General features: G+C 68.0%; 22 protein-coding genes and 8 pseudogenes. 18 read left to right on the top strand and 12 right to left on the bottom strand.

Annotated features, from left to right (window positions below):
- The first annotated feature begins 238 nt into the window (after window positions 1–238).
- The 4 genes from ACFYY7_RS23820 (at window position 239) to ACFYY7_RS23835 (ending at window position 2091) form a co-directional block, all read left to right on the top strand.
- Complete coding sequence (locus ACFYY7_RS23820; RefSeq protein WP_388664721.1) at window positions 239–535, top strand: histidine phosphatase family protein; 297 nt, start codon at window positions 239–241, stop codon at window positions 533–535.
- Complete coding sequence (locus ACFYY7_RS23825) at window positions 448–735, top strand: GNAT family N-acetyltransferase (RefSeq protein ID WP_388664271.1); 288 nt, start codon at window positions 448–450, stop codon at window positions 733–735. Before ACFYY7_RS23820 ends, ACFYY7_RS23825 begins: the two co-directional genes overlap by 88 nt.
- A gap of 673 nt (window positions 736–1408) precedes the next feature.
- Window positions 1409–1822, top strand: coding sequence for a hypothetical protein (locus ACFYY7_RS23830; RefSeq protein ID WP_388664272.1), 414 nt, complete (start codon window positions 1409–1411; stop codon window positions 1820–1822).
- Entirely contained in the window at window positions 1819–2091 is a 273-nt protein-coding gene (locus ACFYY7_RS23835) for a hypothetical protein (protein ID WP_388664274.1), read from the top strand. Before ACFYY7_RS23830 ends, ACFYY7_RS23835 begins: the two co-directional genes overlap by 4 nt.
- Before the next feature lie 100 nt (window positions 2092–2191).
- Here ACFYY7_RS23835 and ACFYY7_RS23840 read toward each other — a convergent pair whose 3' ends face one another.
- A complete protein-coding gene (locus ACFYY7_RS23840) occupies window positions 2192–2584 on the bottom strand; it encodes a hypothetical protein (RefSeq protein WP_388664276.1) in 393 nt (130 codons plus the stop codon).
- Window positions 2585–3672: 1088 nt separating this feature from the next.
- Between ACFYY7_RS23840 and ACFYY7_RS23845 the strand changes: the two genes are divergently transcribed.
- Complete coding sequence (locus ACFYY7_RS23845) at window positions 3673–4452, top strand: hypothetical protein (protein WP_388664277.1); 780 nt, start codon at window positions 3673–3675, stop codon at window positions 4450–4452.
- Here the strand turns inward: ACFYY7_RS23845 and ACFYY7_RS23850 are convergent.
- From ACFYY7_RS23850 to ACFYY7_RS23860, 3 genes and pseudogenes are all read right to left on the bottom strand, one after another.
- Window positions 4434–4889: pseudogene (locus ACFYY7_RS23850) on the bottom strand (ATP-binding protein). The gene ACFYY7_RS23845 and the pseudogene ACFYY7_RS23850 sit on opposite strands and share 19 nt — an antisense overlap.
- Before the next feature lie 70 nt (window positions 4890–4959).
- Window positions 4960–5346, bottom strand: a pseudogene (locus ACFYY7_RS23855) (helix-turn-helix domain-containing protein); the annotation flags it as partial.
- Complete coding sequence (locus ACFYY7_RS23860; RefSeq protein WP_388664723.1) at window positions 5346–5852, bottom strand: GNAT family N-acetyltransferase; 507 nt, start codon at window positions 5850–5852, stop codon at window positions 5346–5348. The gene ACFYY7_RS23860 and the pseudogene ACFYY7_RS23855, both read right to left, overlap by 1 nt.
- Before the next feature lie 492 nt (window positions 5853–6344).
- On the opposite strand from ACFYY7_RS23860, the gene ACFYY7_RS23865 reads away from it, so the two are divergent.
- Window positions 6345–7148 carry a hypothetical protein gene (locus tag ACFYY7_RS23865; protein WP_388664279.1) on the top strand — a complete coding sequence of 268 codons (804 nt, stop codon included), beginning with the start codon at window positions 6345–6347 and terminating at the stop codon, window positions 7146–7148.
- Window positions 7149–7856: 708 nt separating this feature from the next.
- Here the strand turns inward: ACFYY7_RS23865 and ACFYY7_RS23870 are convergent.
- Both ACFYY7_RS23870 and ACFYY7_RS23875 read right to left on the bottom strand, forming a co-directional pair.
- Window positions 7857–8090 (bottom strand): annotated as a pseudogene (locus ACFYY7_RS23870) (VOC family protein); the annotation flags it as partial.
- 178 nt (window positions 8091–8268) lie between these two features.
- Window positions 8269–8685 (bottom strand): DUF2690 domain-containing protein, encoded by a 417-nt coding sequence (locus ACFYY7_RS23875; protein WP_388664281.1) that lies wholly within the window; start codon window positions 8683–8685, stop codon window positions 8269–8271.
- A 466-nt stretch (window positions 8686–9151) separates the two neighbouring features.
- On the opposite strand from ACFYY7_RS23875, the pseudogene ACFYY7_RS23880 reads away from it, so the two are divergent.
- Window positions 9152–9259: pseudogene (locus ACFYY7_RS23880) on the top strand (IS630 family transposase); the annotation flags it as partial.
- Between the two features lie 299 nt (window positions 9260–9558).
- On the opposite strand, the gene ACFYY7_RS23885 reads toward ACFYY7_RS23880, so the two are convergent.
- Both ACFYY7_RS23885 and ACFYY7_RS23890 read right to left on the bottom strand, forming a co-directional pair.
- A complete protein-coding gene (locus ACFYY7_RS23885; RefSeq protein ID WP_388664282.1) occupies window positions 9559–11568 on the bottom strand; it encodes a WD40 repeat domain-containing serine/threonine protein kinase in 2010 nt (669 codons plus the stop codon).
- 180 nt (window positions 11569–11748) lie between these two features.
- Window positions 11749–12039 carry a hypothetical protein gene (locus ACFYY7_RS23890; RefSeq protein ID WP_388664284.1) on the bottom strand — a complete coding sequence of 97 codons (291 nt, stop codon included), beginning with the start codon at window positions 12037–12039 and terminating at the stop codon, window positions 11749–11751.
- Here ACFYY7_RS23890 and ACFYY7_RS23895 point away from each other — a divergent pair.
- Window positions 12023–12829, top strand: coding sequence for an SDR family NAD(P)-dependent oxidoreductase (locus tag ACFYY7_RS23895; RefSeq protein ID WP_388664285.1), 807 nt, complete (start codon window positions 12023–12025; stop codon window positions 12827–12829). The genes ACFYY7_RS23890 and ACFYY7_RS23895 overlap by 17 nt on opposite strands.
- Before the next feature lie 32 nt (window positions 12830–12861).
- Window positions 12862–13275: a cupin domain-containing protein gene (locus ACFYY7_RS23900; protein ID WP_388664287.1), complete on the top strand. Its 414-nt coding sequence runs from the start codon at window positions 12862–12864 to the stop codon at window positions 13273–13275.
- Window positions 13276–13446: 171 nt separating this feature from the next.
- Here the strand turns inward: ACFYY7_RS23900 and ACFYY7_RS23905 are convergent, their stop codons facing one another.
- On the bottom strand, window positions 13447–14355 hold the full coding sequence (locus ACFYY7_RS23905) for a helix-turn-helix transcriptional regulator (protein WP_388664288.1): 909 nt from the start codon (window positions 14353–14355) through the stop codon (window positions 13447–13449).
- A gap of 215 nt (window positions 14356–14570) precedes the next feature.
- On the opposite strand from ACFYY7_RS23905, the pseudogene ACFYY7_RS23910 reads away from it, so the two are divergent.
- The 5 genes and pseudogenes from ACFYY7_RS23910 to ACFYY7_RS23930 all read left to right on the top strand — a co-directional run.
- Window positions 14571–15546: pseudogene (locus ACFYY7_RS23910) on the top strand (aldo/keto reductase).
- A gap of 47 nt (window positions 15547–15593) precedes the next feature.
- Window positions 15594–16622, top strand: coding sequence for a zinc-binding dehydrogenase (locus ACFYY7_RS23915; protein WP_388664290.1), 1029 nt, complete (start codon window positions 15594–15596; stop codon window positions 16620–16622).
- A gap of 36 nt (window positions 16623–16658) precedes the next feature.
- On the top strand, window positions 16659–17510 hold the full coding sequence (locus ACFYY7_RS23920) for an aldo/keto reductase (protein WP_388664292.1): 852 nt from the start codon (window positions 16659–16661) through the stop codon (window positions 17508–17510).
- Between the two features lie 255 nt (window positions 17511–17765).
- A complete protein-coding gene (locus ACFYY7_RS23925) occupies window positions 17766–18293 on the top strand; it encodes a hypothetical protein (protein WP_388664294.1) in 528 nt (175 codons plus the stop codon).
- A 714-nt stretch (window positions 18294–19007) separates the two neighbouring features.
- Window positions 19008–19355, top strand: a pseudogene (locus ACFYY7_RS23930) (arsenic resistance protein); the annotation flags it as partial.
- 80 nt (window positions 19356–19435) lie between these two features.
- Here the strand turns inward: ACFYY7_RS23930 and ACFYY7_RS23935 are convergent.
- Window positions 19436–21013, bottom strand: a complete 1578-nt coding sequence (locus ACFYY7_RS23935; RefSeq protein WP_388664296.1) for an FAD-dependent monooxygenase — start codon at window positions 21011–21013, stop codon at window positions 19436–19438.
- A 101-nt stretch (window positions 21014–21114) separates the two neighbouring features.
- On the opposite strand from ACFYY7_RS23935, the gene ACFYY7_RS23940 reads away from it, so the two are divergent.
- Complete coding sequence (locus tag ACFYY7_RS23940) at window positions 21115–21651, top strand: CGNR zinc finger domain-containing protein (RefSeq protein WP_388664298.1); 537 nt, start codon at window positions 21115–21117, stop codon at window positions 21649–21651.
- Between the two features lie 182 nt (window positions 21652–21833).
- Here the strand turns inward: ACFYY7_RS23940 and ACFYY7_RS23945 are convergent.
- Together ACFYY7_RS23945 and ACFYY7_RS23950 are read right to left on the bottom strand one after the other, a co-directional pair.
- A pseudogene (locus ACFYY7_RS23945) lies at window positions 21834–22026 on the bottom strand (ISAzo13 family transposase); the annotation flags it as partial.
- 224 nt (window positions 22027–22250) lie between these two features.
- Window positions 22251–22712, bottom strand: coding sequence for a hypothetical protein (locus ACFYY7_RS23950; RefSeq protein ID WP_388664300.1), 462 nt, complete (start codon window positions 22710–22712; stop codon window positions 22251–22253).
- A gap of 336 nt (window positions 22713–23048) precedes the next feature.
- On the opposite strand from ACFYY7_RS23950, the gene ACFYY7_RS23955 reads away from it, so the two are divergent.
- The 3 genes and pseudogenes from ACFYY7_RS23955 to ACFYY7_RS23965 all read left to right on the top strand — a co-directional run bounded on the left by ACFYY7_RS23955 (window position 23049) and on the right by ACFYY7_RS23965 (window position 26250).
- Window positions 23049–23999 (top strand): SDR family NAD(P)-dependent oxidoreductase, encoded by a 951-nt coding sequence (locus ACFYY7_RS23955; RefSeq protein ID WP_388664301.1) that lies wholly within the window; start codon window positions 23049–23051, stop codon window positions 23997–23999.
- A 406-nt stretch (window positions 24000–24405) separates the two neighbouring features.
- Window positions 24406–24890, top strand: a pseudogene (locus ACFYY7_RS23960) (transposase); the annotation flags it as partial.
- Window positions 24891–25758: 868 nt separating this feature from the next.
- Complete coding sequence (locus tag ACFYY7_RS23965; protein WP_388664303.1) at window positions 25759–26250, top strand: hypothetical protein; 492 nt, start codon at window positions 25759–25761, stop codon at window positions 26248–26250.
- Window positions 26251–26512: the final 262 nt, after the last annotated feature.

Raw genomic sequence — 26512 nt, forward strand, 5'->3', positions numbered from 1 at the left:
GCCGTTGCTTCATGGCGGACGGCGCGAGTCCGTGATGCGCGCTCGCCGCAGCCATACGACGGTGCCTGCCACCGGGCGTGACAGGCGTGCGGGCCAGGACGGCCGGTCGCTCACGGGCGGCCCCGAGGACCTGGTGCGCGGACCGGGGCACCAACCTCCTCAACACCGCAGCCCGAGAGCGCCCCTGCCATTCCCGGTGGCTGTGATCCGCAAATGATCACGGCACTGCAAGACTTGGCTGTGGACCTGGTACCCCCATACCCAGTCGGTCGCACGTGAGGGTTGGACGGGCGATGAGTCGGCGCGCCCGCTGAGCCCACAGGGCCTGAGCCAGGCCGGCTCCCTGGCCGCGGTCATGCGGGACAGCATCGATGCGATCCATTCCAGCCCGGCGAAACGGTGTGTGCAGACGGTTGAGCCGCTGGCCCGGTCCTGGGCGCTACCGCGATGGCTTACGTCAAGATCCGCGCTCTGGCCGTCGCGGACGACTGCCGCCGCCGAGGCATCGCCTCCGCCCTCCTCGCCAGGGCCCTGACCGTCCACCGCGAGCACAGCGCGTTCTTCGCGTACGGGCAGTTCACCGACGGGGACGCCGCCCTGGCCCGGTTCTACCAGCGCCAGGGGTTCACCATCCACGCCCCGGGCGAGCCGGTCTTTCTCGCCGGCGGCTCCAAGCACACCGGCGTCGGTGCCTCGCCGCTCCCCGGCGAGCAGATGTTCCCGCGCATGCTCTGACCCCGTACCCGGCGGCTTCGGAATCCGGACCCGGGACCTCCCGGCCAGGCCGGCCCTGGCCGGGCAAGGACGTCCCGAGAAGCACAGCGGCGGCGCGCGGCGGGACGACGGCGCGGTGGGGAGCCCAGTACCGCATCGCTCGCCGGCCGGTCGCCGGGGTCCGGGCGAGGTCCACCTCCTCGGCGTTGATCACCGCCCCGCGCAGCCGGTTGGCGGCCGAAACTGCCGTTCCCCGCCCGGTCACACCCTGGCCGCCGCGCCGTGCCCGTGTGAGCCCGGTCAGTCGAACGCGCGCAGCACCAGGCGCGCAACTTCCGTGATTCCCCGCCCGATCCCCCCGAGCAGTCCCGTCTCCACCGCCACCTCGGCGGCATCCGCAGCCGCGTCCGCACGGTCCGGCCCGGAACGGCACCGCGAACAGGAACGAGGCCAACTGCGCTTTCGAGCACCGCACTTCTTGCACATCGCCATGCCCGCATTCTCCCCCGGCCGGGCTGCGGGCCTGCCGCCCCGGCACCGCGAACTCCTCGGCGCCGGCCACGGCAGGCAGCGTCACCAGGTCCTTCTCCGGTGCGACGGTCTGCTCGAACAGCACCGGGCCGCCGGCGCAACGAGGTCACAGCTCCCGCCCTGTACCCGCTCGTCCGCGAGCCGGCCGCCACCGTTATCCTGCATGCGCATCGGTAGAGCTCTCCTGGGCATAGCCGTGATCGCTCTCGTCACCGCGGGCTGCGGCGGGTCGGAATCGCATGACAACTCCTCCCGCCATGCGGACACCGCGCCGCCGAAGAGCCGCAAGGAACTCCCCGTCGCGATCACCTCGGCCGAGCCTGGACTCCTGACGGTGAAGACGCTGCTCGGCGCTCTGCCGCCGGAACCCCCCGACGACGCCGCGTTCACCGAGCGGATGCTGTGGACGATGCGTAAACACACCGTGGCCATGGCCGGGATACCCGGGAAGACCAGCGCCACGTGCGAGGGCGACAAGGTGAGTAAAAAGCCGGGCGTGACCACACGGTGCACCGTCACCTACAACGGCGTGAAGGTCCCCTGGTCATCCGTTTCGAGGAGCCGGCCGGTGAGTTGAAACCGCACGAAATCACCAACGCGGGCCAGGCCGCACTGACGGCGAAGTCTGTCTACGGCGAGTTCTGGAGGCAGTACAACCGGGTCAGCAAGCACCTACACTGTGGAAAGGTGCCGGGCCTCGAACTCGTCGCATGCGGCCAAGACACCGGTCACCGCTGCGAGTACGCCTCGCCCGTCGACGGCAAGGCCCGGTGGGTCAATGTCCCGGTGAGCGTGGGCGAGCGCGGGGTCATCTTCGACAACGGCCGCTCGCCGAAATCTCCTTGAGGTTGTTGACATGACGGGCCAGGAGCGGGACGGAAGCAGGGGACGGCGCGACGACGTCGCAACTGGGTGAAACACCGGCCACCTGGGCGCAGCAGAGGCGCTACCAGGCCGTCAGAACGCTACCGAAGGGCCGGTGGTGGTTCAAGCTCGGCACCTGGCTCGACAACGTCCGCAAACGCGCCGTCAGCTTCCCCGAACGCCTCCTCGGCCAGCCCCGGCTTTGCCGCCGCCGGCCCCGGTACGCCAGCGAGTCGAGCAGCGCCAGCACCCAGGCGTACGCGACGCCCAGCGCGGTGCCCGCCAGCAGCATCAGGCCGAAGCGGACCAAGAACGCCCGGACCCGCCGCCGGCCGATGCGACGGTCCGCCGCGGGCAGCCGCAGCCGCTCCCGGGACGGGACAGCCGTGATCCGGCCGAGCAGGGCCAGCACCGAGGCGTTACCGAAGGCGGCGGTCCCCAAGAGCAGTCCGACGAGCGCGCCCTGCAGCAGCACGATCCACGGGCCCGCGGATCGAGGAACCCGGTGGGCTGGGTGAGGAGTTGCACCAGCCAGGCGGCCGCCGCCATGCACACCGCGATCACCAGCGCGGCATGCAGGACACGCGTCGACACCCGCAGCGTGTGCCCGAGCCGCCACCAGGCCACGGCATGCCGGTCGTGCTCGCTGCGGGACAGACCGCGCGCCAGCTGGCCCAGCCAGTGCCGGGCCCGCAGCGGATCCCAGTCGTACCGTCGGAGCCCCGACTCGGCCCGCTCCGGCGCGCGCCGCTGGTTGAGGGTCGGTACGAAGCCCCCCAGCAGGTGCTCCTCCAGGTCGTGCAGGGTGGGGAAGCGCGCCGTGTCGAGGAGCTCCGCCGGACCGCGGCCGGAGGCCCCGCCGCCCGCGGTTCCCGCCCCACCGTTCGCCTCGTCGTGCAGGGTCCTGGCCAGGGTGACCATCAGCGGGGTGCGGAGGGCGTGCGCGAGTTGGCGCTCGCGGCAACTGCGGCCGTGACGATGACGCGTGAGCGGTCAGATCCCTACTGGCCGGCGTCGAGACCACCCAGACCTGATATCAGCTCGAAGCGACGTGCCCAGACCAGAGCAACTGAGACAGCACCCGGCATCCAACCGTCCAGGACCGGATCACCTGAAGTTCTCGGCCGCCCCGTGTCTCAGTTGAATTGGTCGCCGCAGCTCACAGCCCTACCCGCAGGCCAGATCATTTGAGACGGGACAGATGGTGACAGCTAACGTGCTTCGGCACAGCTGTGACTGAGCAGGATAGTTGGCCACCCTGGCGCTCAGTTTTGGCGTGGAGGCAGAACAGGGACCCGGTGCGGTGAATGCACCAATTTCAGGCGTACCTGGTCCGCTGAGGAGGCAGGAACGCGGAAGGCTGATCACCGGATCCTCTGTCAAGCCATTGGGGCCCCTCCCGGGAACCGGACCTGAGCGATGCCGTGGTGATCAAATCGTTGCCGCACCGTGTACAACCGCGTACAGCCCTCTCCTGTCCGACATTTCAGCCGCGAGGATGTACCTCCGGCCGGTGCGCCTACGCGTTCGGTCCAGGCTGCAGGGGAAAGGGCGAGCTCGAAGATGGGGAAGACGATGTGGAAAGCGGTGGTGGCCGGTGGAGCTGCGGCTGTGTTCACAGGGGTGGCGGCGGTGCCGGCTGGGGCAGCAGAGGGTGGGGTCTCCTTCACCCGGGTCTCGGTGAACGGCGGAAAGCCGATCGTGATCGGGGTCAAGGAGGAGGTCGAGGTGCATGCGGTCTTCCGGATGACGACCAAACTCAGATACGACTTCGGGCCGACGGCGTTCCCCTACCGGGGGAAGCCTGACACTGGGGACACCCTGCACAGCTCCGTCATTACCAGCGACTGCAAGGTCGTGGACAGGGCGAAAGGAATCTGCGACTTCGAGGAATGGCTGTACATCGACCCGCAGAACCATGACTTCGGGAACGAGGACGCCGGCACCTGGCGAACTGCTGCTCGGGTCTTTCTCGCCGGCGACGCCCACGACACTGACGACAAGGACCTCCCGCTGCAGGTCAAGCGGGCCACACGCGTCACTGTCAACGCCTCGCCGGAGCCGGTCGCGAAAGGGAAGACGATCACCGTGACCGGGCGGGTCACACGGGCAAACTGGGACACCCACACGTACCAGGGGTACGCGGGCCGCACAGTCAGCCTGCAGTTCAAGGCGGCGGGCGCCTCCTCGTACACGACGGTCAAGAAAGCGACGTCGAGTAGAACGGGGGCGCTCAAGACCACGGTGAAGGCCACCGGCTCGGGGACATGGCGGTGGACGTACTACGGGAACTCCACCTCCGGGGCGAAGTCGTCGACCGGGGATCACGTCGCCGTGCGGTAGGCGACGTGCGCGGACCGCCTCCCCCTCCAGAAGCGTCGTTTGGCGGTCTCTGCGATCTGCAGGGCGGCCTGGGCAGGCGTGAGAGGTGTGGTGTCGACGGCCTCGGCCTCGGCGTGCAGCTACGTGCGGGCCGCCTCGGCGTAGGGCTCGAGGTGTTCGAGTCGGAACCGCCAGGTGCTGGCGGGAGTGTCACCTTCGATGCGCCCGCGGAGGGTGCCCTGGTCGGTGTGGAGAACGAAGTGCCGTACCGGAATGGTGTGTCGGGCGAGGCCCGTGCTGATCTCGCGCCAGTACTCCTCGATCAGGACGGTCCTGGGGATCACCAGGGTGCCGCCGGTGTAGTCGAGCACGTGGCGGGCGGTCTCGATGACGAGAGGCCGCCACGGCGACCAGTGCTGGAAGTTGCCCGTCCAGGGAAGCCCCGGGGTGATGTGCATGAGCGTCCCGCGAAGCCTCTTCGCCGGCTGCGCGGCGGGCTGGAAGGTTCTGGGCCGAGGTGGCGATCAGGTCGGTAGGCGTGCAGTCGAGGATGTCGCAGAGGGTGGCCAGCACCGGCAAGGACAGCCGTTCCGGGATGCCGGAGACCATGCGGTGGACCTGGGAGGAGGACAGCGTGATGCCGCGTTCGGTCAGGTGCGGCATAAGGTCGGCGACGGTGAACATGCCGCGGGCGGCCATCAGCTCGCGCAGGCGCCATCGGTAGCTGATCTGGCGCGGCATCAGCGGGTCCTTCCCGGCCGCAGAGCTGCCTCGATGGTGGCGTCCAGGAAGCGGAGGAGGGAGCGGGTGCGGAATTCGAAGGAGACGCATAATGGTGGAGTCAAGTATTGGAACTCTCTGAAATGCCTCCCGCCCTCGGGGCTCCGCGCGGGTCCCTGGCGTGCTGCGGTGCATCAGGTCAGGTCGGTGCGAGGGTCGATAGTCCAGTGGTTGGTTTGCAGGACTCGACCGGCGAAGGGCATGTCTTGCTTGCCCAGGAATCGGAAGCCGAGTGTGCGGCAGATGCCGTTGGACGGGGCGTTGGTTGTTGCGGGGAATGCGTGTATCAGCCCCCACCGGCCGTCGTCGCGGGCCAGCTCAAGCAGCGTGCGGACGCCCTGCTTTCCGAGTCCCCGTCCCTGGTACTCCGGCAGCACCATCCAGCCGATCTCGGAGATGCGCTCGCCGTCTGCGTCGTGGGGCCACAAGGTCACGGTTCCCGCGACCACGTCCAGCTCGGCCTCCTCGGGCACGATCATCTTTGTCCAGTCGGTGTCTGCCACCCGTTGAACATCACGGTGGACCTTCGCCTCCATACCTTCGCGAGGCAGCGGGCCGCCCAGCTCGGCCATCATGACCGGGTCGCATCGCATCCGGACGTAGGCGTCGACATCTCCGTACTCGACATCACGTAGCAGCATATGTGTTGCTCCCTTTCCTTTGGGTTCAGAAGTCATGGTGGCGGCGGCTGACCTCGGCCGCATAGGCGCCCCAGTCCCCGGCGGCGGCTCGCTGCCATTTGACGGCGACGGTGATGTCGATGCCGAGGGTGTGGCGATGACGGCGGCGGGCAGCTCGGTGGCGAGCTGGAAGAGCGCGGTCGAGCGGGCTTCTGCGAGCCGGATGCCGAGTTTGCGAAGTCGTTCGCCCATGGCTCAGGCACTGATAGGACGGCCGGGCTGGCCGCCGGGGAAAGCCAGGATGAGTCTGTCTGGGCGAGTACAGCATGGCTGCGGCGAACCGCGACCTGTTGCAGGGCCAGGTCAGCGACGGGCGCGGGAAGCTCGCCCGCTTCGGGATCGCGAGCCGGTCAGGTTGCTCGGTTGCGCCAGGTGCCGAGGACGGCCTGGGTGGCGCTGGAGACCCGGTCCTGCTCGGAGCGGTCCGCCCACGGATACGCGTAGCCTCGGACTGTGACCAGCAGCGGCAGCCAGGCGACGGAGAACCCTCATCCCGAGCTACCTCACTTCCAGGAGCTCTTGGACGAGACAGACTGGGCGTCGCTCGCCACTCCGTACGGGACCGGCGAATCCCTGCCAACCGCGCTCATACGTCTCCTCGAGCCCAACCCGTCCATCAGGGCGCCCGCCGCCGAGGACACCCTCGGCGCAGTGACCCACCAGAACACCATCTACGAAGCCACAGTGCCCGTGGCTCTTTACGTGGCGGCCATCCTGAACCATCCGATCACCGCAGCAGCGAACACGCCCACGAGGCCGACCTCCAACTGCGCCACCCCACCCGCGAGACGCTACTGGACTGGCTCGGCTGCACCGCCTACGACGCCGATGACGAGCGCGTCGCCATGGGCGAACGCCATTTCGGTGAAGGCTTTTCTCGACGCATGCCCTGACATGCGGGCTTTCCGGGACCTGCGCCCGCTGATCTACTCCGCCGTTCAGTCGTTCCTCACCGACGACAATGCGAAGGTGCGCGACGCGGCCCTCGTCGCCGCCATTCCCCTCGCAGAGCACCACGCCCTCACCGAGCACCGGAACGAGCTGGCTGACCACGCCCGCCGCCTGCTCAGCACCAGCACAGACCGATACAAACGCGACCGCGCACTGGACGCGCTGAACGCCTGGGGCCAGGACACCAGCCCCCTGGGAAACGCGAAGGACACTGCCGCCCGTGAATCTCACGCCCGCATGGCCGATCACAATCTGTGGTGGGCGAGCAACGAGACAGGAGGCTGCGCCGAAGACCCGCCGTTCTGACACCGGCAGCTTCGAAGTCGTTATGGCGGGACGTCTTGAATGAGGGCATAGCGATCGGTTCGTCGTGCGGGGCCTGCTCGGGGCAGCGGGGTATGAAGGCGGACTCGACGTCTCTCAGACCACCGCCGACGACATCCTCAAGGACGCAATGACGCTGCTGCTGTCCGGAGCGATCTCGCGTGCGTCCTCGATTTGACGGCCGTTGCGGAGGGAAAGCAGGCACGGGGCGCCGATCAGGGCGAGGCGCTCGGCGCCGGCGGGGTCCTGCGGGCGTGCGTCCAGGTCATTTGGCGACCACCGCCAGGGTCGCGATCGCAATGGGCCCGGCCGAACTCCCGTCTCATCGACGATCAGCTCCGACACAGCACGTCCCGGCACAGCACCACGGCCGGACATAGATACCTCTTACCCGGCCAAAGCCCTGGACGACCCGTAACCACCTCGGCCTCGCAGACACACTGAGACACCGCGATCTGCCCGCCCGCGCAGCTCGGAACACCGCCATGATGGGCGCCCTGGTGGACAGCCGCCCGTGATCATCGCCGACCTGCTCGGCATCCACCCCAAGACAGCCGAACGCTGGGCCACCCTCGCTGGCGGGAACTGATCTGATGACTTGAACGCGACGGGCCGCTCCGCAGGGCAATACGCCTCGGGGCGCAACCGCGGTCCTCGGAGATCGGTGATCGTGCGGTGGCGTCTGGCCGATCAGGCACGGTCGTGGAGAGTGACTCGGTAGCCGTCGGGGTCGGCGAAGGTGAATGTCCGGCCGAAGGGGCCGTCGATCGGTGCGGAGACGATGGTGTGACCGTCGGCGGCGAGAGCATCGTGGATGGTCTGAACGTCGGTGGCGGTGATGAAGGTGCGGGAGAAGCCGTCGCTCGCGACACCTCTCGTGTGCGGAAGCCAGCCGTGTGAACGCCTCATGGCAGTCTCGCTGTGCTCGTTCTGGTGCCCCGTCCCGGCCGGTGAGTCGGGCCGGCGGAGACCCGTGCAGGGGCTCTCGGCTCACCCGCTTAGGCTCGCTGTGGCCCGTGCCGGAATGGAGTGTGCGGGACAGGCCCCGGTCCCCATGACGGGACGCAGTACGGCCGGGGCCGCTCCGCCTTCGTGGCGCCGCTCAGTGCCAGGCACCGCAGATCTGGCCGCCGTCGGAGTCCTCCTTGCACGCGCGGTAGGCGTGGCTGGTGCCGACCATGAGGGAGTACGCGGGGCGTGAAGTGGTCGCGTTCACGTGGTACAGCGCACCGCCCCTGATCTGGATCCAGCCCTTCCAGCCGTGGTCGCCCTTTTCCATGGTGACCCAGGCCGCACTGCAACGAGAGGAGGTCCGCAGTTGTACGGCGGGCCCGCCGCTGCCGCGGATCGGGCCTCCGAGGTTGCGGGCATCCTGGTCGCAACCGGTCGTATGGGGATTCTTCCCGTCGCAGGCATTGCCACGGCACGTCGCTGCGGCATCTGCCGGAGAAACAGCGATACCGCTACCGATGAACGCGAACGCAGCCACTGCCGCCATCGCCCAACGTCGGACGCTCATGGACACTCCATCTCTTCGGGCCCGCCGAGGCAGGCAAATGATCAGACACCTTTATTAGTGAAGTCCCGGGCCACCGTGCTAGACGTGCCGCGTTGAGTTCACCGAAACGAGTCACTCGACGACGTGGACAGGGACCGGCAACTCCGCGACGCACCCCTGCGCCAGGAACGTGAGAGCGCATGGCGGTAGTGACCTGAGTCAGAGATTCGTCGTTGGTTGGGTGTGAGTCGTCCTGGACCGAAGATCCCGCCGTTGTCCGTGACCGATGCGCAGCGGGCTGCGCTCGTGGGGTGGGTGTGCCGTCGTTCAACGGCTCAGGCCTTGGCGTTTCGGTCCCGGATCGTGCTCGAGTCCGCGGAGTGTCGGCGGAGGGACATTCGATCGCGGAGGTGTCACGCCGTCCGGGGATCGCTCCCGGGTCGGTCCGCACCTGGCGGCGCCGGTCCTCGACCGCGGCCTGGACGGCATGCACGACGACCCGCGTCCTGGTGTCCCGCGGAAGATCACCGATGCGGATGTCGGGAGGGTGATCGTCAAGACCCTTGAGGAGACACCGAAGAACGCGACGCACTGGTCGACCCGGTCGATGGCCGCGGCGACCGGGATGTCGCAGTCGGTCATCTCAAGGATCTGGCGGGCCTTCGCCCTGGCCCCGCACCGCTCGCAGACCTTCAAACTGTCGAGGGATCCGCTGTTCATCGACAAGGTCCGCGACGTCGTCGGCCTCTGTCTCGACCCGCCGGAGAAGGCCTTGGTCCTCTGCGTGAACGAGAAGTCGCAGATCCAGGCCCTGGACCGGTCCCAGCCGGTCCTGCCGATGATGCCGGGCTGGTTCGGAGCCGCTGCACGTTTCTGCGCGGATCTCCAGGGACTTCATGCGAGGGTCCAGAGCTGGATTTCGGTCGAGGTTCTCTTGCTTGTGGTGGCGAGGGTTGTGCCGTCCGGACTGAGCGCCAGCCAGTGGTGTGCGCTGTCGTCCAGTACGGAGACACGCCCGGTGGCCACGTTCCACACCTTGAGCCCGTCCTTGCCGGCACTGGCGAGCGACTTTCCGTCGCGGCGGAACGCCACGGAGTACACGATCTCCTCGGTGAGCGTGGTGGTACGGCCGGTAGTGACGTCCCACAGCCAGATGCCGCCGCGGCCGGTACTTGCCGAGGCCTCGTAGTTGGATCCGTCGCAGCTGGCGAGAGTCTTGCTGTCGGGGCTGAACGCCACCGCGTTGGTGTAGGTCACGGAGTCGCGAAGGGCGGTGACGCGGTGGTTCGAGCGGTCCCAGAGGCGTACTCCGGACTCGCCGCCGGCAGCGATGGAGCGTCCGTCGGGGCTGAAGGCCACGTGGAAGAAGGCCCCTTCGTGCCTGCCCTCAAGGGCCGTGCCGACGGGACGTCGTCCCGACAGGTCCCACAGCCGGATTTGACCCTCGCCTCCCGTGTTGTAGTCCTGGCCACTGACGGCGAGAGTCTTGCCGTCGGGGCTGAACGCCAGCGCGTTCGTCCAGGACCACGAATCGTCGTCGAAGTCCCACTCACGCTTGAGGGTGGTCTGGACTCGACCCGTGGCCATGTTCCACAGAGTGACACTGTCCGAACCGGCACTGCCAACGGCGAGGGTCCTGCCATTGGGGCTGAACGCCACCGCGTTCGGCAGGAAGTCCGATTCCCCGAGAGTCAGGGTGGAGAGCCGACGGGTCGCCGTGTCCCAGAGCTGGATGCAGCCGCTGTCCCCTTTGTCGCCCGATCCGTCGTCCGGCGTGTCTCTGTAGCTGGAAGCGGCGATTGTCCCGCCATCGGGACTGTACGCCGCCTCTACCACCGGAACCTTGCCGTTGAGCTCGCCTGCGGTGGGCCTCTTCGGTCCTGCCCTCTCAGGCGCCTTCCCCGCTCCGTTCTGCTGTCCCGGGTCCTTCTTGTCCCTGGGCCAGAAGATCACCGCGGGGACGACTACCGCGGCCGCCGCGACACCGCCGAGCAGGATGGCGCGCCGCCCCGGGCCGCGGCGCAGGCCTGAGTTCCGTGATTCCGGTAGGGCAAGCGGTTCCGTCGGTTTCGGGGTGGCTCCCGGTTCCGTGCGAATGTGGGGTGATGGTCCGGTGCGTCGCAGGATCTCGGCGATCTCCGGTCGATGCGCCGGTTCCTTGGCCAAGCATGCGGCGATCAGCTCGCGCAGTGGGTCGGCAAGGCCGTCCAGACGCGGTGGCTCATCGAGGATCCGCCGTACGATCGCGGGAATGTTCGGAGCGTCGAAGGGGCCATGACCGTTCGCGGCGAAGGCGAGCACGCAGCCGAGCGAGAACACGTCGCTCGCCGGGCCCACCTCCTCTCCTCGCACCTGTTCCGGGGACATGAACGCGTATGTGCCGATCGGTGCGCCCGTAACGGTCAGGGCGCTGGCGTTGCCGACCTGGGCGATGCCGAAGTCGATGATGCGCGGACCGTCGTCCGCCATGATCACGTTGCCGGGCTTCAGGTCCCGGTGGACGAGACCGCACTCGTGGATCGCGCCCAGGCCTTCGGTCAGCCCCGCACCCAACTCGCTCACCGCCTGGGGGGCGAGCAAAGTGCCGCCGTGCACCAAGTCCTGCAAGGAGGGACCGCTGATGTAGGCGGTCACCATCCATGGGGCCTCGGCATCCGGGTCGGCATCGATGACCTGCGCGGTGTGGAATCCGCCCACGCGCCGGGCGGCCTGCACCTCCAAGGCAAATCGCTCCCGGAATTGAGGGTTGCGGGCATAGTCGGGACGGATCAGCTTGACCGCGACCTTGCGGCCGCCGCCCGGGGAGAGTGCCAGGAACACCTGCCCCATACCGCCTGCGCCCAGCCTGGCTTGCAGGCGGTACGGGCCGATCCGGCGGGGGTCACCGGGTTGCAAGGGGTCCATCCATACCGCCCATCACCGAGGAGATCAGTTGCTCGCATTGTGTCAAGCAGCATCAGTTTCGGGAGCAGAACAGCAACGGCCGATCTGACGACCAGGAGAAGGGCAGGAAACCGGCCGCGCCGTCCCGGTCCGGGCCTCGGCAAACCTGCCGAACACCCTTGTGTGCTGCCCGGTATCCCGTCATGGAATCGCGACGTCCACTGTCTCGGCAACAAGGTCCTCCCCCAGCTCGCCGACGCCGTCTAGGACGAGACTGAGACCGGCTGTTCGGCTGGCCTGCCCGACGCCCCGTACTGGGCGGCGGCGGATGCTCCACGACGCGACTGCCCACAGTGCCGAGGCCCTGACGTGAACCAGAGCCAAGACGAACGCGCCTGCATCCGTGAGGCCATGGGTTGCTTCCTCGGCGAACAGGCCACTGCCTCCAACGGCAGCCTCAGCGTCGTCGCACTCGTTGTCGAAGCCGGACATCGCCCGCCGGGCCCTGGCCGCAGGCCACCGGGTCGTAGCCACCGGACGTCGCCCTGAGAAGGTCATCGAGGCGCTCGGAGGCGAGCAGGACAACCTGCTGGCCACCGCGCTGGACATCACCGACACCGCCACCGCCCGCGACGCCGTGCAGGCCGGCGTGGACCGCTTCGGACGCATCGATGTCCTGATCAACAACGCGGCCAACTTCTACGCCGGATTCTTCGAGGAGCTCTCCGAGCAGCAGGTCCGCGCGCAGATCGAGACGAACCTGTTCGGCCCGATGAACGTCACCCGCGCCGTACTGCCCGTCATGCGCGCCCAGCGCTCCGGGCACGTCATCACCCTTTCGTCCCTCGCGGGCGCGGTCGGCGTCGACTTCTGCGTCGCCTACTCCGCCGCCAAGTTCGGCGTCGAGGGCTTCATGGAGGTCCTCCATCACGACGTGGAGCCATTGGGCATCCACACCACGATCGTCGAGCCGGGCTTCTTCCGCACCGAACTCCTCATGGAGGCCTCCACCACCTACGCGGACGGCTCCATCGAAGACTACGCCGAACGGACCGCGGCGACGAAGAAGCAGTGGGAGGCGATGAACGGCCAGCAGACGGGCGACCCGGCCAAGCTCGCCAACGCCCTGCTCAAGGTCACCGAACTCGACCAGCCGCCCCAGAGGTTCATCGCGGGCGACGACTGCCTCGCCGCCGTCGAGGCCAAGGCCAAGCAGCTTCTCGACCAGGTGGAAGCCTCCCGCGAGCTGGGCTCCGACCTCGCCTACACCGACGCGACCTGACCACCCCAACCTCACCCCCGAGGAACACAGTCATGAAACACATCATCAGCACCCCCACCGTCAAGACCCCCGCCGACCGTTTCACCGGCGACGTCTACCTCAGCCTGATCGAAGCCCCCACCGAACCGGCCCGCCTGGCCATAGGCCTCGTCCGCTTCACCCCAGGCGCCCGTACCAACTGGCACTCCCACGCCAACGGACAGACCCTCTACATCACCGACGGCATCGGTCTCGTCGGTACCCGCGACGGCTACGTGGTGCGAGTGAGCGCCGGCCAGACTGTGAAGTGCCCCGCCGGTGAGGAACACTGGCACGGCGCCACCGACAGCACCCTCATGACACACATCGCCACGGTTGTCGGCGACGGAAAGGGCGACGGCACCACCTGGCTGGAGCCCGTCACCGACGAGCAGTTCGCGCAGGTTTTGGCGGCAGCGACCAGCTGACACCCTCCCGCCTCACCCCTCGTTGTCATCGTCCAGTTCCAGCGCTCTCTTCTCCGGCTGTACCGGTGCAGCCGGAACGACCGGCAGCGGTTGTGTCCTCGGGGGGCATCCAGCCGAGGCGTTCGACAACGAACCCAGCCGCACGAGGAAATGAGTCGGGACGCAAGCCGCTCAGGGTCGCTGACCAGTGGCTTTCGGGGCGGGGACAGGACGTTCGGCGGGCCGGGGTGCGGTCATGTCGAGCAGGAGCAGGGCGTCGTGGTCGGGGCTGCCGGGTTCGGCGGTGTAGACGCCGATCCGCTGGCCCGGGGTCCCCTCCACGTGCAGGGACTGCGCGGTGAGGGTGAGCCTTCCGACCTGCGGGTGCTGGAAGACCTTCTGAGCGGGCTTGCGACCGGTCACCTCGTAGCGTTCCCACAGGCCCGCGAAGTCGGGGCTCTTGAGGAGGAGTTCGCCGACGAGATTCGTCAGATCGGGCGCGTCGGGGGCGGTGCCGGCGACGGCGCGCAGCCGGGCGACGCAGGCGGTGATCTGCCGGTCCCAGTCCGGGAACAGATCGCGGGCTGCGGGGTGCAAGAAGAGGTAGCGGGCGAGGTTGCGGTGTTTGACGGGCCAGTCGTCCAGACCCGCGTACAGGGCGAGGCCGCCGGGGTTCCAGGCCAGCATGTCCATGCTGCGGCTGATGACGTAGGCCGGGTTCGGCCGCAGCGACTCCAGCAGCAGTCTCAGGTGGGGGCGTACGGTTCGGCTCGGTGCCGGGGGTGGTTCGGGTGCGTAGCGGGCGGCGCGGGCGGCGAGTTCTCGCAGGTGCTGGTGTTCCTGGTCGTCCATGTGCAGGGCGCGGGCGAGGGAGTCGAGGACGGCGGGGCCGGGACGGGTCTCCTTGCCGCGTTCCAGGCGCACGTAGTAGTCGATGCTGATGCCGGCGAGGGTGGCCAGCTCCTCGCGGCGCAGGCCGGGAGTGCGTCGGATGCCAGTGCCGACGGTGAGGCCGACGTGTTCGGGGCTGGTCTGGGTGCGGCGGGCGCGCAGGTACCGGCCCAGCTCGGCGCCCTCGCTGTTCGCGCTCTGGGATGCCATGGGTCCAGTCTCACCCGACGGGCACCCGCTTCGCAGGCGGAAGGGGGCCCTGTCATTACCCCTGAAGAGCCCGCCCTGCCACACCGGAGCAATCAGGGCGAAGGTTTATGAGGAAGACACCGGACCCCTCGCCGTCGCCCAGGCTCCGACCAGCACCATCTGCCGGGCCGGGTGAGAGTGCGGGACGGTCAACGCCACCAACCCGAGAAGGCGAGATGCGGTACATCAAGCTGCGTGCCCTGGAGGTTTCCCGGATCGGGCTGGGCGCCATGGGTATGTCCCACGGCTGCACCGGCTCCGGTACCGACGAGGCGGAGTCGATCAGGACCGTGCTCCGGGCGCTGGAGCTGGGTGTCACGCTCATCGACACTGCCGAGATCTACGGCCCTTACACGAACGAGGAGCTGCTCGGGCGGGCGCTGAAGGGCCGCCGGGAGCAGGTGGTGCTGGCCACCAAGTTCGGCTTGGTCTCCCACGGCGGCGACGGCGCGTGGAGCCTGGACTCCAGGCCGGCCAACATCCGCACCGCGGTCGAGGGCTCCTTGAAGCGGCTGGGCACCGACCACATCGACCTGTACTACCAGCACCAGGTGGATCCGAACACGCCGGTCGAGGAGACCGCCGGCGCTGTCAAGGAGCTGATTGCCGAGGGTAAGGTGCGTGCCTTCGGGCTCTCCGAGGCCGGTCCGGACACGGTCCGCCGCGCACACGCCGTCCAGCCGGTCACTGCGGTGCAGTCGGAGTACTCGCTGTGGACCCGCGGTGTCGAGGAGCGTGTCCTGCCCGTCCTGCGGGAGCTGAACATCGGCCTGGTGCCGTTCTCCCCGCTGGGCCGCGGCTTCCTGACCGGCACCGTGCGCTCCACCGACCAGTTCGACGAAGGCGACTTCCGGCGCGACAACCCGCGTTTCACCGGCGAGAACTTCCGGCGCAACCTGGCACTCGCCGGAGGTCACGTCACTGGCCACCGAGGTCGGCGCCACCCCGGCACAGGTCGCGCTGGCCTGGCTGCTCGCCCAGGGCGACGACATCGCACCGATCCCCGGCACCAAGCGCGTCAGCCGGGTCGAGGAGAACACCACTGCCGACGCCATCACGCTGACCAGCGAGCAGTTCCACAATCTCAGCAGCCTGCCGCCCGCCGCCGGCGACACCCATACCGAGGCCCAGGCGCAGATGCTCGAACGCTGATCATCCGCACCGGCCGACACGACCCCCGTTTGGAGTATTACCCCCTCATGCGTGCAGCAGTGATGTACGGAGCCGGCGACGTCCGCGTCGAGGACCGGCCCGACCCGAAGGTCGTCCAGCCGACCGACGTGGTGGTGCGTACGCTGGCCGCGTGCGTGTGCGGCAGCGACCTCTGGCCCTACGCTTCCATGCCGGCCACCGACCCCGGCCGCCCCATGGGGCACGAGTTCCTCGGCGTCGTCGAGGAGACCGGCGCGGACGTGACCGGCCTCAAGGCGGGCGACCTGGTCGTCGCGCCGTTCACGTACAGCGACAACACCTGCGACTACTGCGCCAAGGGCCTGCACATCTCGTGCCGCAACGGCGGCCGGTACGGCTTCGACGGCGTCGACGGCGGGCAGGGCGAAGCCGTCCGCGTCCCGTATGCGGACGGCACCCTGGTGAAGTTGCCGGTGGCTGCCGACTCCACGCTGCTGCCCTCGCTGCTGGCGCTGTCCGACGTGATGACCACCGGCCACCACGGCGCCGTCACCGCCGGCGTCAGTCGCGGCGATGCTGTGCTGGTCATCGGGGACGGCGCGGTCGGTCTGTGCGCGGTGATCGCCGCGAAGCGGCTGGGTGCCGAGCGGATCGTGCTGGCCGGCCGCCACGAGGCGCGCACCGGCCTGGGCCGCGAATTCGGTGCCACCGACGTCGTTGCCGAGCGCGGCGATCAGGGCATCGCCCGCATCCGCGAGCTCACCGGCGGCGTGGACAAGGTCATCGAGGCCGTCGGCACCCGCCAGGCCCTGGACACCGCGCTCCGCGCGGTTCGGGACGGCGGCACCATCAGCCGCCTGGGCGTCCCCCAGCACGAGCAGTGGCCGATCGGCCCGGCCGCGTTCATGCGCAACATCACCCTGACCGGCGGCGCCAGCCCCGCCCGCGCCTACATCCCAGAACTGCTGACCGACGTCCTGGACGGCACCATCACCCCAGGCCGCGTCTTCGACCAGAACTTCACACTCGACCAGACCCCGGACGCCTACCGGGCCATGGCCGACCGCCAGGTCCTCAAGGCTCTCATCCGCCCCTGAAACCCTCCCACCCGCACAGCGAAGGACATTCCGCTCATGCAGACCACCACTCTCAACAACGGCGTCGAGATGCCACTCCTCGGCTTCGGTGTCTACCAGATCCCCGCTGACGACACCGAACGCGCCGTCTCCGAGGCCCTGGCCGCCGGCTACCGCCTGCTGGACACCGCCGCCGCCTACGGCAACGAAGAAGCCGTCGGCCGCGCCATCAAGTCCAGCAACATCCCGCGCGAGGAGCTGTTCGTCACCACCAAGCTGTGGGTCCAGGATGCCCCCGCCCAGGACAACACCCGCCGCGCGTTCGAGATGTCCCTGACCAAGCTGGGCCTGGACCACCTCGACCTGTACCTGATGCACCAGCCCTTCGGCGACGTCTACGGCCAGTGGCGCGCCATGGAGGAGCTCAACCGCGAGGGCACGGCCAAGGCGATCGGGGTCGCCAACTTCTACCCCGACCGGCTGATCGACCTGATCGTCAACAACGAGATCACCCCGGCCGTCAACCAGATCGAGACCCACCCCTTCTTCCAGCGCGCCGAGTACCAGGACCTCATGCGCGAGCACGGGGTGCAGATCCAGTCCTGGGGCGGCTTCGCCGAGGGCAAGAACGATCTGTTCACCAACCCGCTGCTCGCCGAGATCGGCAAGAAGTACGACAAGTCCGTCGCCCAGGTCGTACTGCGCTGGCTGACCCAGCGCGGCGTCGTCGCCATCCCCAAGTCCGTGCGCGCCGAGCGAATGGCCGAGAACATCGACGTCTTCGACTTCCAGCTCACCGATGAGCAGATGGCCGCCATCGCCACCCTCGACACGGGCAGCTCCCTGTTCTTCGACCACCACGACCCCGAGATGGTCACCTGGCTGGCCAAGCGCCGCCTGGACGCCTGACCCGAAACCGCCACCCCAGGGGCGAACGGCCGCAGAACCGGCCGTTCGCCCCTCCCGCTGACAGATCCCTCGCGAAGGGCCTACCTGCTCTCGGACGTTATGCTGGACAGTCGCTTCGTAGCCCTCCGGGTAGGGGTCGGCGGGCTCGATCCGAGCGGAAATACGGTCCCGGCCATGGGCGCTGTCAGGAATAGTCAGTGGTCAAACCGCAGATCATCGACGGGGCGAAGAGCGTCAAGATCTACGGTGATCACCATGGAACCACTGCCCGCCCTCGTCCACCTGGACAGTCCTTTCATCAACTTCCGAGACTTCGACTTCGACTTCGAAGAGGGCTCCCACGGTTTCCGCTGGATTTCCGCCAAGCGTTTCCAGCTATCGTCCGAGCCGCTGGACGACCGGGACGTGCTGGCCGCTTTGATCGCGCATCCTCAGTTTCGGGACACGTACGACGGAGCCGGCGTTCAAGACTGGCCACGGCACGGCCAGTGGTGGCTTGACCGCATCGCCCCTGACGCCTACGAGACCGTCGATGCCGAGACGGCGGTCGATGTCGTCCGCTCCTGGGCCAACCAGCATGGGGACGTCCCGGAATCGCTCGCATCACGCCTGCGTCAGGAGATCTACACCCCGATCCGCAGGGCAACCAGCAGATACCTGCTGGGACGGCTTCCCGAGGACGCGTTCCACGACTACGGCCCGATCCACATCGACTACCACGAACTCGTCCTCATCGACCGCCCGGCAACAGCACTCACTCTCCTCGTCGCAGCTGACGACTGACGCCGCTCCGATCAACGCCACCATGGCGTGAGGTGGCTCCTGACCTGGCACGGCCGGGGCGACGAGGCGATCGCAGTGATGCGCGCCCAGGCCGACGCCCGCCACGGCGACGACTGAATTCTCCACGCCCTGTCCAAGCTGTGCCTCGACCAGGGTCGCCCTGCTGACGGCCTGGCCCATCTTGACGCACTCGCCGTCCCCGAACGTCTCGACCAGCAGAGGCATCGGAAGAACCAAGGTTCCCGAGGCGGTCGACCCACCAGTTTCGACAGTGACGTTACAAGAAGCGCAACACCGTCGAGCGCACCATCAACCGTCTCAAAGGCTTCCGCGCCGTTGCCACCCACTACGAGAAACGCGCCTACATCTACCTCGGCGCCGTCGCACTCGCAGCCCTCGCTATCTGACTCCGAACATGATCCGAGAAACAGTGCCCATAGGAATCGGTGACACGGGAAAGCAGCCCGGCCGTCACCGCGCAGGCCCGCGCAGGCCCGCGTGGGGACTCGCGGCGAAGGTGAAGGAGGCCGAAGCGTTCGCGGCCGGCCTCCCCCTATGCCGCCGCGCATCTACACGCCGCCGATCCGGAGCCGGCGGGGCCGGAGCCGATGACGTCGAGTATCTCGCTCACGGCGTAGCCTTCGGTTTCGCCGGGGCGGTCTCCGCGATAAAGCCCTCGACCAGGGTCTTGTCGTCGCGGATCGGGTGGACGGCCTCGACGCCCTGCGGGGAAGGACGATCACCTCCCAGCCACTGGACGTCGCCCGGATCACGCTGCCGCTGCTGGTCTGCTTCGCGGTCATGCTCTTCGGCACGTTCCTCCTCGGCAAAGGGCTGGAGCCGGCCTACGACCGCACCGCAACCCTCGCCTTCACAACTGCGGGCAACAACCTCGAATTGGGCATCGCGGTCGTCATCGCGACCTTCGGTGTCACCTCCGGCCAGGCGCTGTCCGGTGTCGTCGTCCCACTCATCGAGGCGCCGGTGCTGGCCGGCCTGGTCCATGTCGCGCTCTCCTGGCGAAGGAGGTTCACTGCCGACGCGGTGACGACGGCCCCATGACACAGCACACGGATGATCCGTGAGCGGGAGGGCGGACCGGCTGGCGCGCACTCGGGTCGTCAGGACAGCACCTGTGGGCGTCACGGTGCCGCAAGTACGCGCCGTACGAGGGCCGGGAGAGTCGACAGGTCCGCCGGGCAGGTGCCGCGCCAGGCGATGTGTCCGTCGGGGCGCACCAGGAGTGCGGCATCCTCGTGGTCGGAGCCGATGAGGTGTGCCCACTGCCCAGGCTCGGCCTCCCGCTGCGCGGCGGTGCGGACGCTGCGGAGGGTGAGGGGGATGCCCGCCCGTTGTACGGCTTCGGCCTGCCGCTGCCATTCCAGGGTGTCGTGGGCTGCGATCAGAGTGAAGCCGGGGCCGATGAGGTCGATGGTGGATGTCACGTGCGCGGGGCCTCCGGTGAGGCGGGCGTGGGGTACGCGTTCTCCTGGCCGGCCGCCGGGGCGGGAACCGGACGTGTCCAGGGTGCTGGGGTGATCGGCATCCTCCGGGTCGGAGATGACGGCGGCGGATCGGTAGGCGGCGGTCAGCAGGAGTTCGTCGTCGATGCGGTAGCCGGTCCGGTGCGCCGCGTTGGCGGTGGAGATGTCGATGACCTGGCGTGCGAGGGGGCGCCGCTCGGTCTCGTAGGTGTCCAGGAGGGCTTCGCCGGCGTACCCGGCGGTGACGGCGGCGAGTTTCCAGGCGAGGTTGTCGGCGTCGCCGATACCGGTGTTCATGCCGTGCCCGCCGGTCGGCGGGATGACGTGGGCGGCATCGCCCGCCAGCAGGACGCGTGAGTGGCGGTAGGTGTCGGCGAGTTGGGCGTCCATGCGCCAGGTCATCGTGTCGCGGACCGTCACCTCCAGGTCGGGGATGCCTGCGGCCGTGCGGACCAGTCCTGCCAGGAGTTGGTGGTCCGTCGGATCCACCTCGGCGCTCGCGTCCGCGGCAAGGGGGTACTGGTAGATCCAGTGACGGTCGTTGTCGACGGCCATGAACCCGCCCCGCCCCGGGGCGGTGAGGAAGTACGAGGCGCTGGCGCGGTCGGCCACCGCCCGGCCCAAGGGTGCCTCGAAGCGGATGCTCAGGTATCGCCCCAGACCGGTTGGGCCTTCCATCCTGATCCCGGCCCCGGCGCGCACGGTGCTTGCGGCGCCGTCGCAGCCGACGAGCCAGTCCGCCCGCAGGCGGTGCCGGCGGCCGGTGGCCCGTTCCTCGATGACGGCTTGTACGCCAAGGGCGTCATCGGCGAAGGAGGCCAGCCGACTGCCGAAGCGGACCCGGGAGCCGGCCCGCTCCTCGGCGTGCCGCAGCAGCAGGGGTTCCAGAGCGTCCTGGGAGCAGATGAGGCCCGGCGACGGTGTACTTTCGGGGCCCTCGCCGGGTTCCCGGGCGAGGCCGGTGCGGACGTAGTCGGGGTCGACGAGGTCGCGACCCCGGTAGAAGTGGACCTGGTCGGCCGACAGCCCCGCGGCGCGGACCGCTCCCTCCAGCCCGATGCGCCGGAAGATCTCCATGGACCGGGCCGAGACACCCCGGGCCTTGGGATGGCGCGAGGTAGTGGGGTGAGCCTCGATCAGGACGTGGTCCACACCGTGGTCCGACAGCAGACAGGACAAGGTCAGACCGACGGGTCCGCCCCCGACGACCAGCACGGACGTATGCGTCTCGGACACGGCGAGCCTCTTCCTGCCTGCACGATCAATCGCGTAACGACTATGAACGATTTAGACGTTACCATGGTGAGGTGATGCCAGCTCACCGAGCGGAAGAGCCCATGGACCAGCAGTTCACCGACGACAACCCACGCGGCCTCTACTTCCTGGCCGATCTGATCAATGCCGTACAGGACGGAAGCGGAGCCACATCGGCCGGACTCGAAGCCGTGGTGGAAGCACACGGCGGCCCGCCTCTGCGACTGACCGAGACCACCACGGAAGAGGTGCGCGAGGCCGTGGCGGTCATCGTCAGCATCTTCAACACGAAGGACGAGGACAGCGCCGCAGAGGCGATCAATACCCTGCTCGACCGGTACCCCGCCCAACCTCGACTGGCCCGTATGCCGGAACGCCGCTGGTCACTCCATACTCAGGCCCCCCACGACGCACAGCCGGCCCAATGGCTGCTGTCCACCGCCGCGCTCGCCCTGGCGCTCTGGCTCAGCGAACGCGGATACTGCGCATGGGGCCGCTGTGCCGCGCCCGGATGCGACCGCTATTTCATCGACACAGGGCGACGCACCCCGCAGCGCTACTGCTCGACCCGCTGCGGAACCCGGGTCCGAGTCGCCGCCCACCGCAATCGGAGCCAATGACCTGCACAGGCACCACTGCCGACGCCGGCCATCAGGGCCTCGCGGCGCAAAACTGGCCGACCGACAAACGACCGAAGGCACTCGCACTGACCACGCCCGCGTGATCAAAACGCCAACCACAAGCTCAGCACGCCCTCACCCCAACCTCAACCATGCACGAGGCCGTAAGGGCTCGCCGAGAATCAACATGCTGATTTGATCTTCGTGGAGCTGCTGTTCGCGAGGACACGGTGACGTCGGCGGGCGTGCGGAAGCCGGCTGTCGAGGGTGGGATGGTGTAGCCGTGCTCGGCCAGGAAGGGCTGGACTCGGTGAACGGCCCTGGTGAGGGTCTGCCGTTGACTCCGAAAAGCTGGGTGAGCAGGTCGGTCCGGCCGGACCGAAAGCCTCAGGTCGGACAGGTGCTTCGACCGAAGCACCTTCCACGAGGGCCGGCCGACGATCTCGAACGAGAGTCCACGAAATGGCTCGGCCGAACCATTCCGGTATATCGCGGGCGCCCGGGAACGGGCCGATCCAACATGCCTCGCCAGCCGAAGAAGCCCTCACAGGCCCGGCCCTCACTCCGCGCCACCTGACACAGCCGCCTGTAACCGGATATCAAGCAGGCCGTCGTGCCCTCTCAAGCGCGGCCTGGACTTCCGCGAAACGATTCGAACCCTGCACTTTGCCCTCGTGTCCCGCCATGCCGCTGAGGGCATACGCCGTGGTCTTGAACCCGTCAGCCCGGTGGAACTCGGCACCCCAGTTGCCGAGCGTCACATGCGTGACCTGCTCCACGGGCAACCACTGAGTACCCCACGGGTTGACCGCGACGACCAGTTCAGGGCCGATCTCGAGCCGGACTCGCAATATCACCCACCAGAAGAAGCAGCAGGCACCCACTGCCAGCCCCGTCCACACGCCTGTGAGCCGGACACCCGCCCACGTCGGTGCCGGCACCCACCAGAACCGGCACTGAGCAGCTACGAACACGACAACGGCCGACATGACATACGCCGCGGCACGTGAACCCCCTGCGACGCGCCACGCCGCGACCTCGTCACCGCCCAGGTCTCCCATGGCCCCGTTGTGGCTCCCACCAACCGTCAGCGGTCCCGATATCCGGTTCCTAGAGGGCTGCCGCATGTCATGAACAGCTCAGACGCAGGTGCTCGGCTTGTCTTTGAACCTCTGGTGGCTGAGCGTCCCAGTTGGCCTTTGAGTGCTCCGGTTGGCCAACGTGACGTTCACCGGCACAGCGCGTGATGGGCCGGCACTGTGTCGGTGGGATATCGGCCGTCTGGCGGGACTGTCGTTGATCCATAGGCGATGTGTCGGTGGCCGCTGAAACCGTGGGTGTCGAGTGGCCGGCAGAGCAGCCGCAGCCGCCTTCAACAGCAAGGGAGCCCCGTCGCCATGTCGTCCGCATCCTCCACTCCGCCCTGGAATGTCAAACGGCTGCCACGTGCCGACGGCAGCATCTTCCTGGTCACTGGTGGCAACGCCGGCATCGGGTACTTCGTCGCGGAGCAGTTGTCGGAAGCCGGAGCGACCGTGGTACTTGGCAGCCGGAATCCTGCGAAGGCCGAGGTCGCCATGGCCTCGATCCGTGCACGCGTTGCCGGTGCGCGGGTGCGGTCCGTACGGCTGGACCTCGCCGACCTCGGTTCGCTGCAAACGGCAGTGGAATCACTGGAGGTTGAACGCCTCGACGCGGTGGTCCACAACGCCGGCGTCGCGCTCGACGACCCGCCGCGCAGGGAGACCGAGGACGGTCACGAGCTCATGTTCGGCACGAACCACCTCGGGCACTTCGCATTGACCCAGTGGCTGATGCCGCTGCTGTCGGCTGCGCCGGCGGCTCGCGTTGTGACCATGGGCAGCTTCGCAGCGAAGTCGGAGCGGCTCGACCTGGACGACCTGCAGTCCTGGAATGACTTCCAGCCCAAGCGCACCTACGGACGCTCCAAGTTGGCGCAGATGTATTTTGGCCTCGAACTCGACCGCCGCCTGCGCGCTGTCGGCAGCACGGTGACAAGCGCGGTGGTCCATCCCGGCGGCGCGCTGGACTCCCTCACGCCGTCACGGCCGCCGGTTCATGTGAGAACCATCAGCGCACGGCTGAGCGCGGTACCTGCGGCTCTCCTCGTCCAGGGCAAGCATGCCGGCGCATGGCCCGCGGTCCGGGCGGTGCTCGACCCGGCCGTGCATGGAGGTCAGCTGTGGGGACCGCGCGTCTTCGGCCTGCGCGGCGAGCCCCGACATGAACCGGTATGGAACCACCTTGCCGACACCCCCGTCGCGGCGCAGTTGTGGGACGCAAGCTGTGATCTGACCGGCGTCGACCCCGGAGCCATCTCTGGATAGCCCCAAGCACGCGCGCTTGCGAACAAGTGTGCTCAGGTTGACCCGCCGGTGGTGCTTCGAGTACACCCCTGGCCTCGAACGATGCCCCGAACGTGATCGCTCGTACGAGGATTGCGGGGACCTGAGCACGGCCTTCGTCTGATCCTGCGCTCCGACCAAAGAGGCGGCACTTGACCAGTACAAAGGCTGTGAGGGGTGAGTCTGCTGCATCACGATGTCCGGCGGAAGGCATTCGCGGTGGCGTCACACTTCCGGGACGACTTCTTCGACTGCCTGCCTGTGCGCGGGGAGGCACCGAACTGACCGACGCGTTGCTGTGCGCGGATGGGCCGGTGACCACGCCGGTGGACCTCACCCTGACGGCCGAGCACCGGCGCGGGAACGTCGCAATGTACGACGCGCTGAACTGCCCATCATCGCGGGCCCTGTCATCCGCCCAGCCGTGGAGAGACTGCCCAGCAGCGGGGTCAACAAGCCCGTGTGGCTGTGATGTTCGGGCACGAGCGCCACCCCGGACGGCGTCGACCGCTGTGGCAGTCCTTCCTCCGACGCTTCGACCTGGAGCATGCGTTTCGACTGCTCAACAGACCGTTGGACGTGGCTGGTGATCGCTGCTTATGCCCAGCTCCGGCTCGCCCGCCCGCTGGCCACCGACCTTCGGCGACCATGGGAGAGGCCGACCTCACCGAACAAGATGACGCCGGCCTGCGTCCGAAGGGGGCCCAGGACCCTGTGCGCGAGGCCGGCTCTCCGACTTGTGCACCGAAGCCGTCGAGTCCCGGGCCCGGACGGCCCCCTGGTTCGAAGACTCGCCGCCCCACCGCACGTCATGATGCGGGCAGGTCCTCGCAACAGCAGCACACTCGTATGCTCCTAGACTCACCAAGTTGAGGTCAGATCTTAAGAGCCAAGCCAAGCCGTCAATGTGGACGAGCACTGCCCTACCACCGATAGTCAGATGCAGGGCCGGTAAGCGTGACCGTATCCTCACGCAGGTGGCCGGCTTTGAGACTCATCGTCGACGCGTGCACGACACGAGCCAACCCGTTCGTGCTCGTCATGCCGCATTCCGGACGTGTATCACCACTTTCGCCCCATATGGTTTTCGCGCCACGTATCAGCACCTATGCCGTAGCGCACGAATTCCTGCTGATCCGGAGAAGGACCCGGCCTCGCTGGTCCGCACGGTGGTGGAGCTTCACGCAGCCCGCCGGCATTGGCTGGCGGGCAAGGCCGCCTTCGTGGCTCGCCGTCGGCAAGAGAAGGCCACTGGGCTTCGCCATCCCAGGAGCGATGGCAGCTGGTGGGACAAGGGACGTGGTTCACAAGGGAGCCTGGCCTACTGTCCCAATCCGGAACTCCACCCCACCGAACCGCTCCCGGAAGTTGTGGAGCGCATACTCCGTTCCGTCATCCTGCCCACAGCAGCGTCCTCGTTGTGCCGTGCCTGCGGCACAGACAGGGGGACGACTCATTGGAGGTCTGGGCACTTCCTGCACCAGCTATGCACTCGATGCGGGGGTGAGTCTCAGCGCGCACCCGACTGCCGCCGAGCGGATAGTTCTTCTGGCTTGGGCCGAGCGGTGGAATGAGATTTGGAGGCGCTCAGCCTGAGCAAGATCACTGCGTCGCCGCCACCTCTGTTCTGGAAGCTGTTGGGGCTCCTTGAATCCGGCTCTGACCGGATCTGCGTGAACACTCCTGTATGTTCTTCCGGACTCGCGGAAAGCGAGTCCTCTTGGGGGCGACGAGGTCGATCGTGGCTGATGAACAGCTTGAAGCCGAATGGGTCCGCGGCTGGTGCGAGCAGGCGGACGCGGCACTCACGGAACTGATGCAGTCGTTCCAGGCGCGGCACGGCCCCGGTAGGAACGTGGTCGCGCGGGCGACGAACGAGAGCCGCAGGGCGACGGACAAGCTCGTGGAACTGACACCGATTCCCTCGGACTTGACGACGATGTATTGGGTGATCGGCGAGGTCTCCCTGCCTGATGTGGACAGCGGCTACTTCGTCCACCCGGCCTCAACGGTCGCAAGCGACTTCCGCGAGTACGGGGCCATCCAGATCGACGGAGAAGAGCCTGCCCTGGTGTTCGCCAGCGATGGCGGTGGCCATCTGTTCGCGCTGGCGGGCTCCGGGCGGGTCTGGAGGTCCACCACCGCTTCATGGTTCGACCAGTTCGACCTTGCCGCCGCCAACCTCCGAGAGTTCTTCGCAGAGCTGACTGGACGGATCATTGGTCAGCTCTGACCGGCAGCCGCAGACGCCGAACAGCGGGCCGGATCACGACCGGGTGAGGATTCGGATCCGAAGGAGTCGGAACGAGGCCCGTCCGTACATGGCTGGCTTGATCGTTTTCACACGGTTGACGTTGCCTTCGACCTTCCCGGAGCTCCACTCGTGCGTGAGTCCGGCGGTGACGGTGTCGAAGTCCTGAGGAGGAACGCGGCGCACCTGGCGACCGGCGGCCGACGTCTCCCTTGCCCGCGTTGTCTGCGGGCGGCGGACTACT

It is taken from the genome of Streptomyces sp. NPDC001933 (assembly GCF_042890955.1).
Lineage (GTDB): Bacteria > Actinomycetota > Actinomycetes > Streptomycetales > Streptomycetaceae > Streptomyces.

Excerpts from the sequence above, each read along its gene's own strand:
- ACFYY7_RS23940 (WP_388664298.1), top strand. The coding sequence starts at position 21,115 with ATGGACCAGCAGTTCACCGACGACAACCCACGCGGCCTCTACTTCCTG.
- ACFYY7_RS23950 (WP_388664300.1), bottom strand. The coding sequence starts at position 22,712 with ATGGGAGACCTGGGCGGTGACGAGGTCGCGGCGTGGCGCGTCGCAGGG.
- ACFYY7_RS23830 (WP_388664272.1), top strand. The coding sequence starts at position 1,409 with ATGCGCATCGGTAGAGCTCTCCTGGGCATAGCCGTGATCGCTCTCGTC.
- ACFYY7_RS23900 (WP_388664287.1), top strand. The coding sequence starts at position 12,862 with ATGAAACACATCATCAGCACCCCCACCGTCAAGACCCCCGCCGACCGT.
- ACFYY7_RS23915 (WP_388664290.1), top strand. The coding sequence starts at position 15,594 with ATGCGTGCAGCAGTGATGTACGGAGCCGGCGACGTCCGCGTCGAGGAC.
- ACFYY7_RS23825 (WP_388664271.1), top strand. The coding sequence starts at position 448 with ATGGCTTACGTCAAGATCCGCGCTCTGGCCGTCGCGGACGACTGCCGC.
- ACFYY7_RS23925 (WP_388664294.1), top strand. The coding sequence starts at position 17,766 with ATGGAACCACTGCCCGCCCTCGTCCACCTGGACAGTCCTTTCATCAAC.
- ACFYY7_RS23860 (WP_388664723.1), bottom strand. The coding sequence starts at position 5,852 with ATGCTGCTACGTGATGTCGAGTACGGAGATGTCGACGCCTACGTCCGG.
- ACFYY7_RS23890 (WP_388664284.1), bottom strand. The coding sequence starts at position 12,039 with ATGTCCGGCTTCGACAACGAGTGCGACGACGCTGAGGCTGCCGTTGGA.
- ACFYY7_RS23845 (WP_388664277.1), top strand. The coding sequence starts at position 3,673 with ATGGGGAAGACGATGTGGAAAGCGGTGGTGGCCGGTGGAGCTGCGGCT.
- ACFYY7_RS23905 (WP_388664288.1), bottom strand. The coding sequence starts at position 14,355 with ATGGCATCCCAGAGCGCGAACAGCGAGGGCGCCGAGCTGGGCCGGTAC.
- ACFYY7_RS23875 (WP_388664281.1), bottom strand. The coding sequence starts at position 8,685 with ATGAGCGTCCGACGTTGGGCGATGGCGGCAGTGGCTGCGTTCGCGTTC.
- ACFYY7_RS23955 (WP_388664301.1), top strand. The coding sequence starts at position 23,049 with ATGTCGTCCGCATCCTCCACTCCGCCCTGGAATGTCAAACGGCTGCCA.
- ACFYY7_RS23920 (WP_388664292.1), top strand. The coding sequence starts at position 16,659 with ATGCAGACCACCACTCTCAACAACGGCGTCGAGATGCCACTCCTCGGC.
- ACFYY7_RS23885 (WP_388664282.1), bottom strand. The coding sequence starts at position 11,568 with ATGGACCCCTTGCAACCCGGTGACCCCCGCCGGATCGGCCCGTACCGC.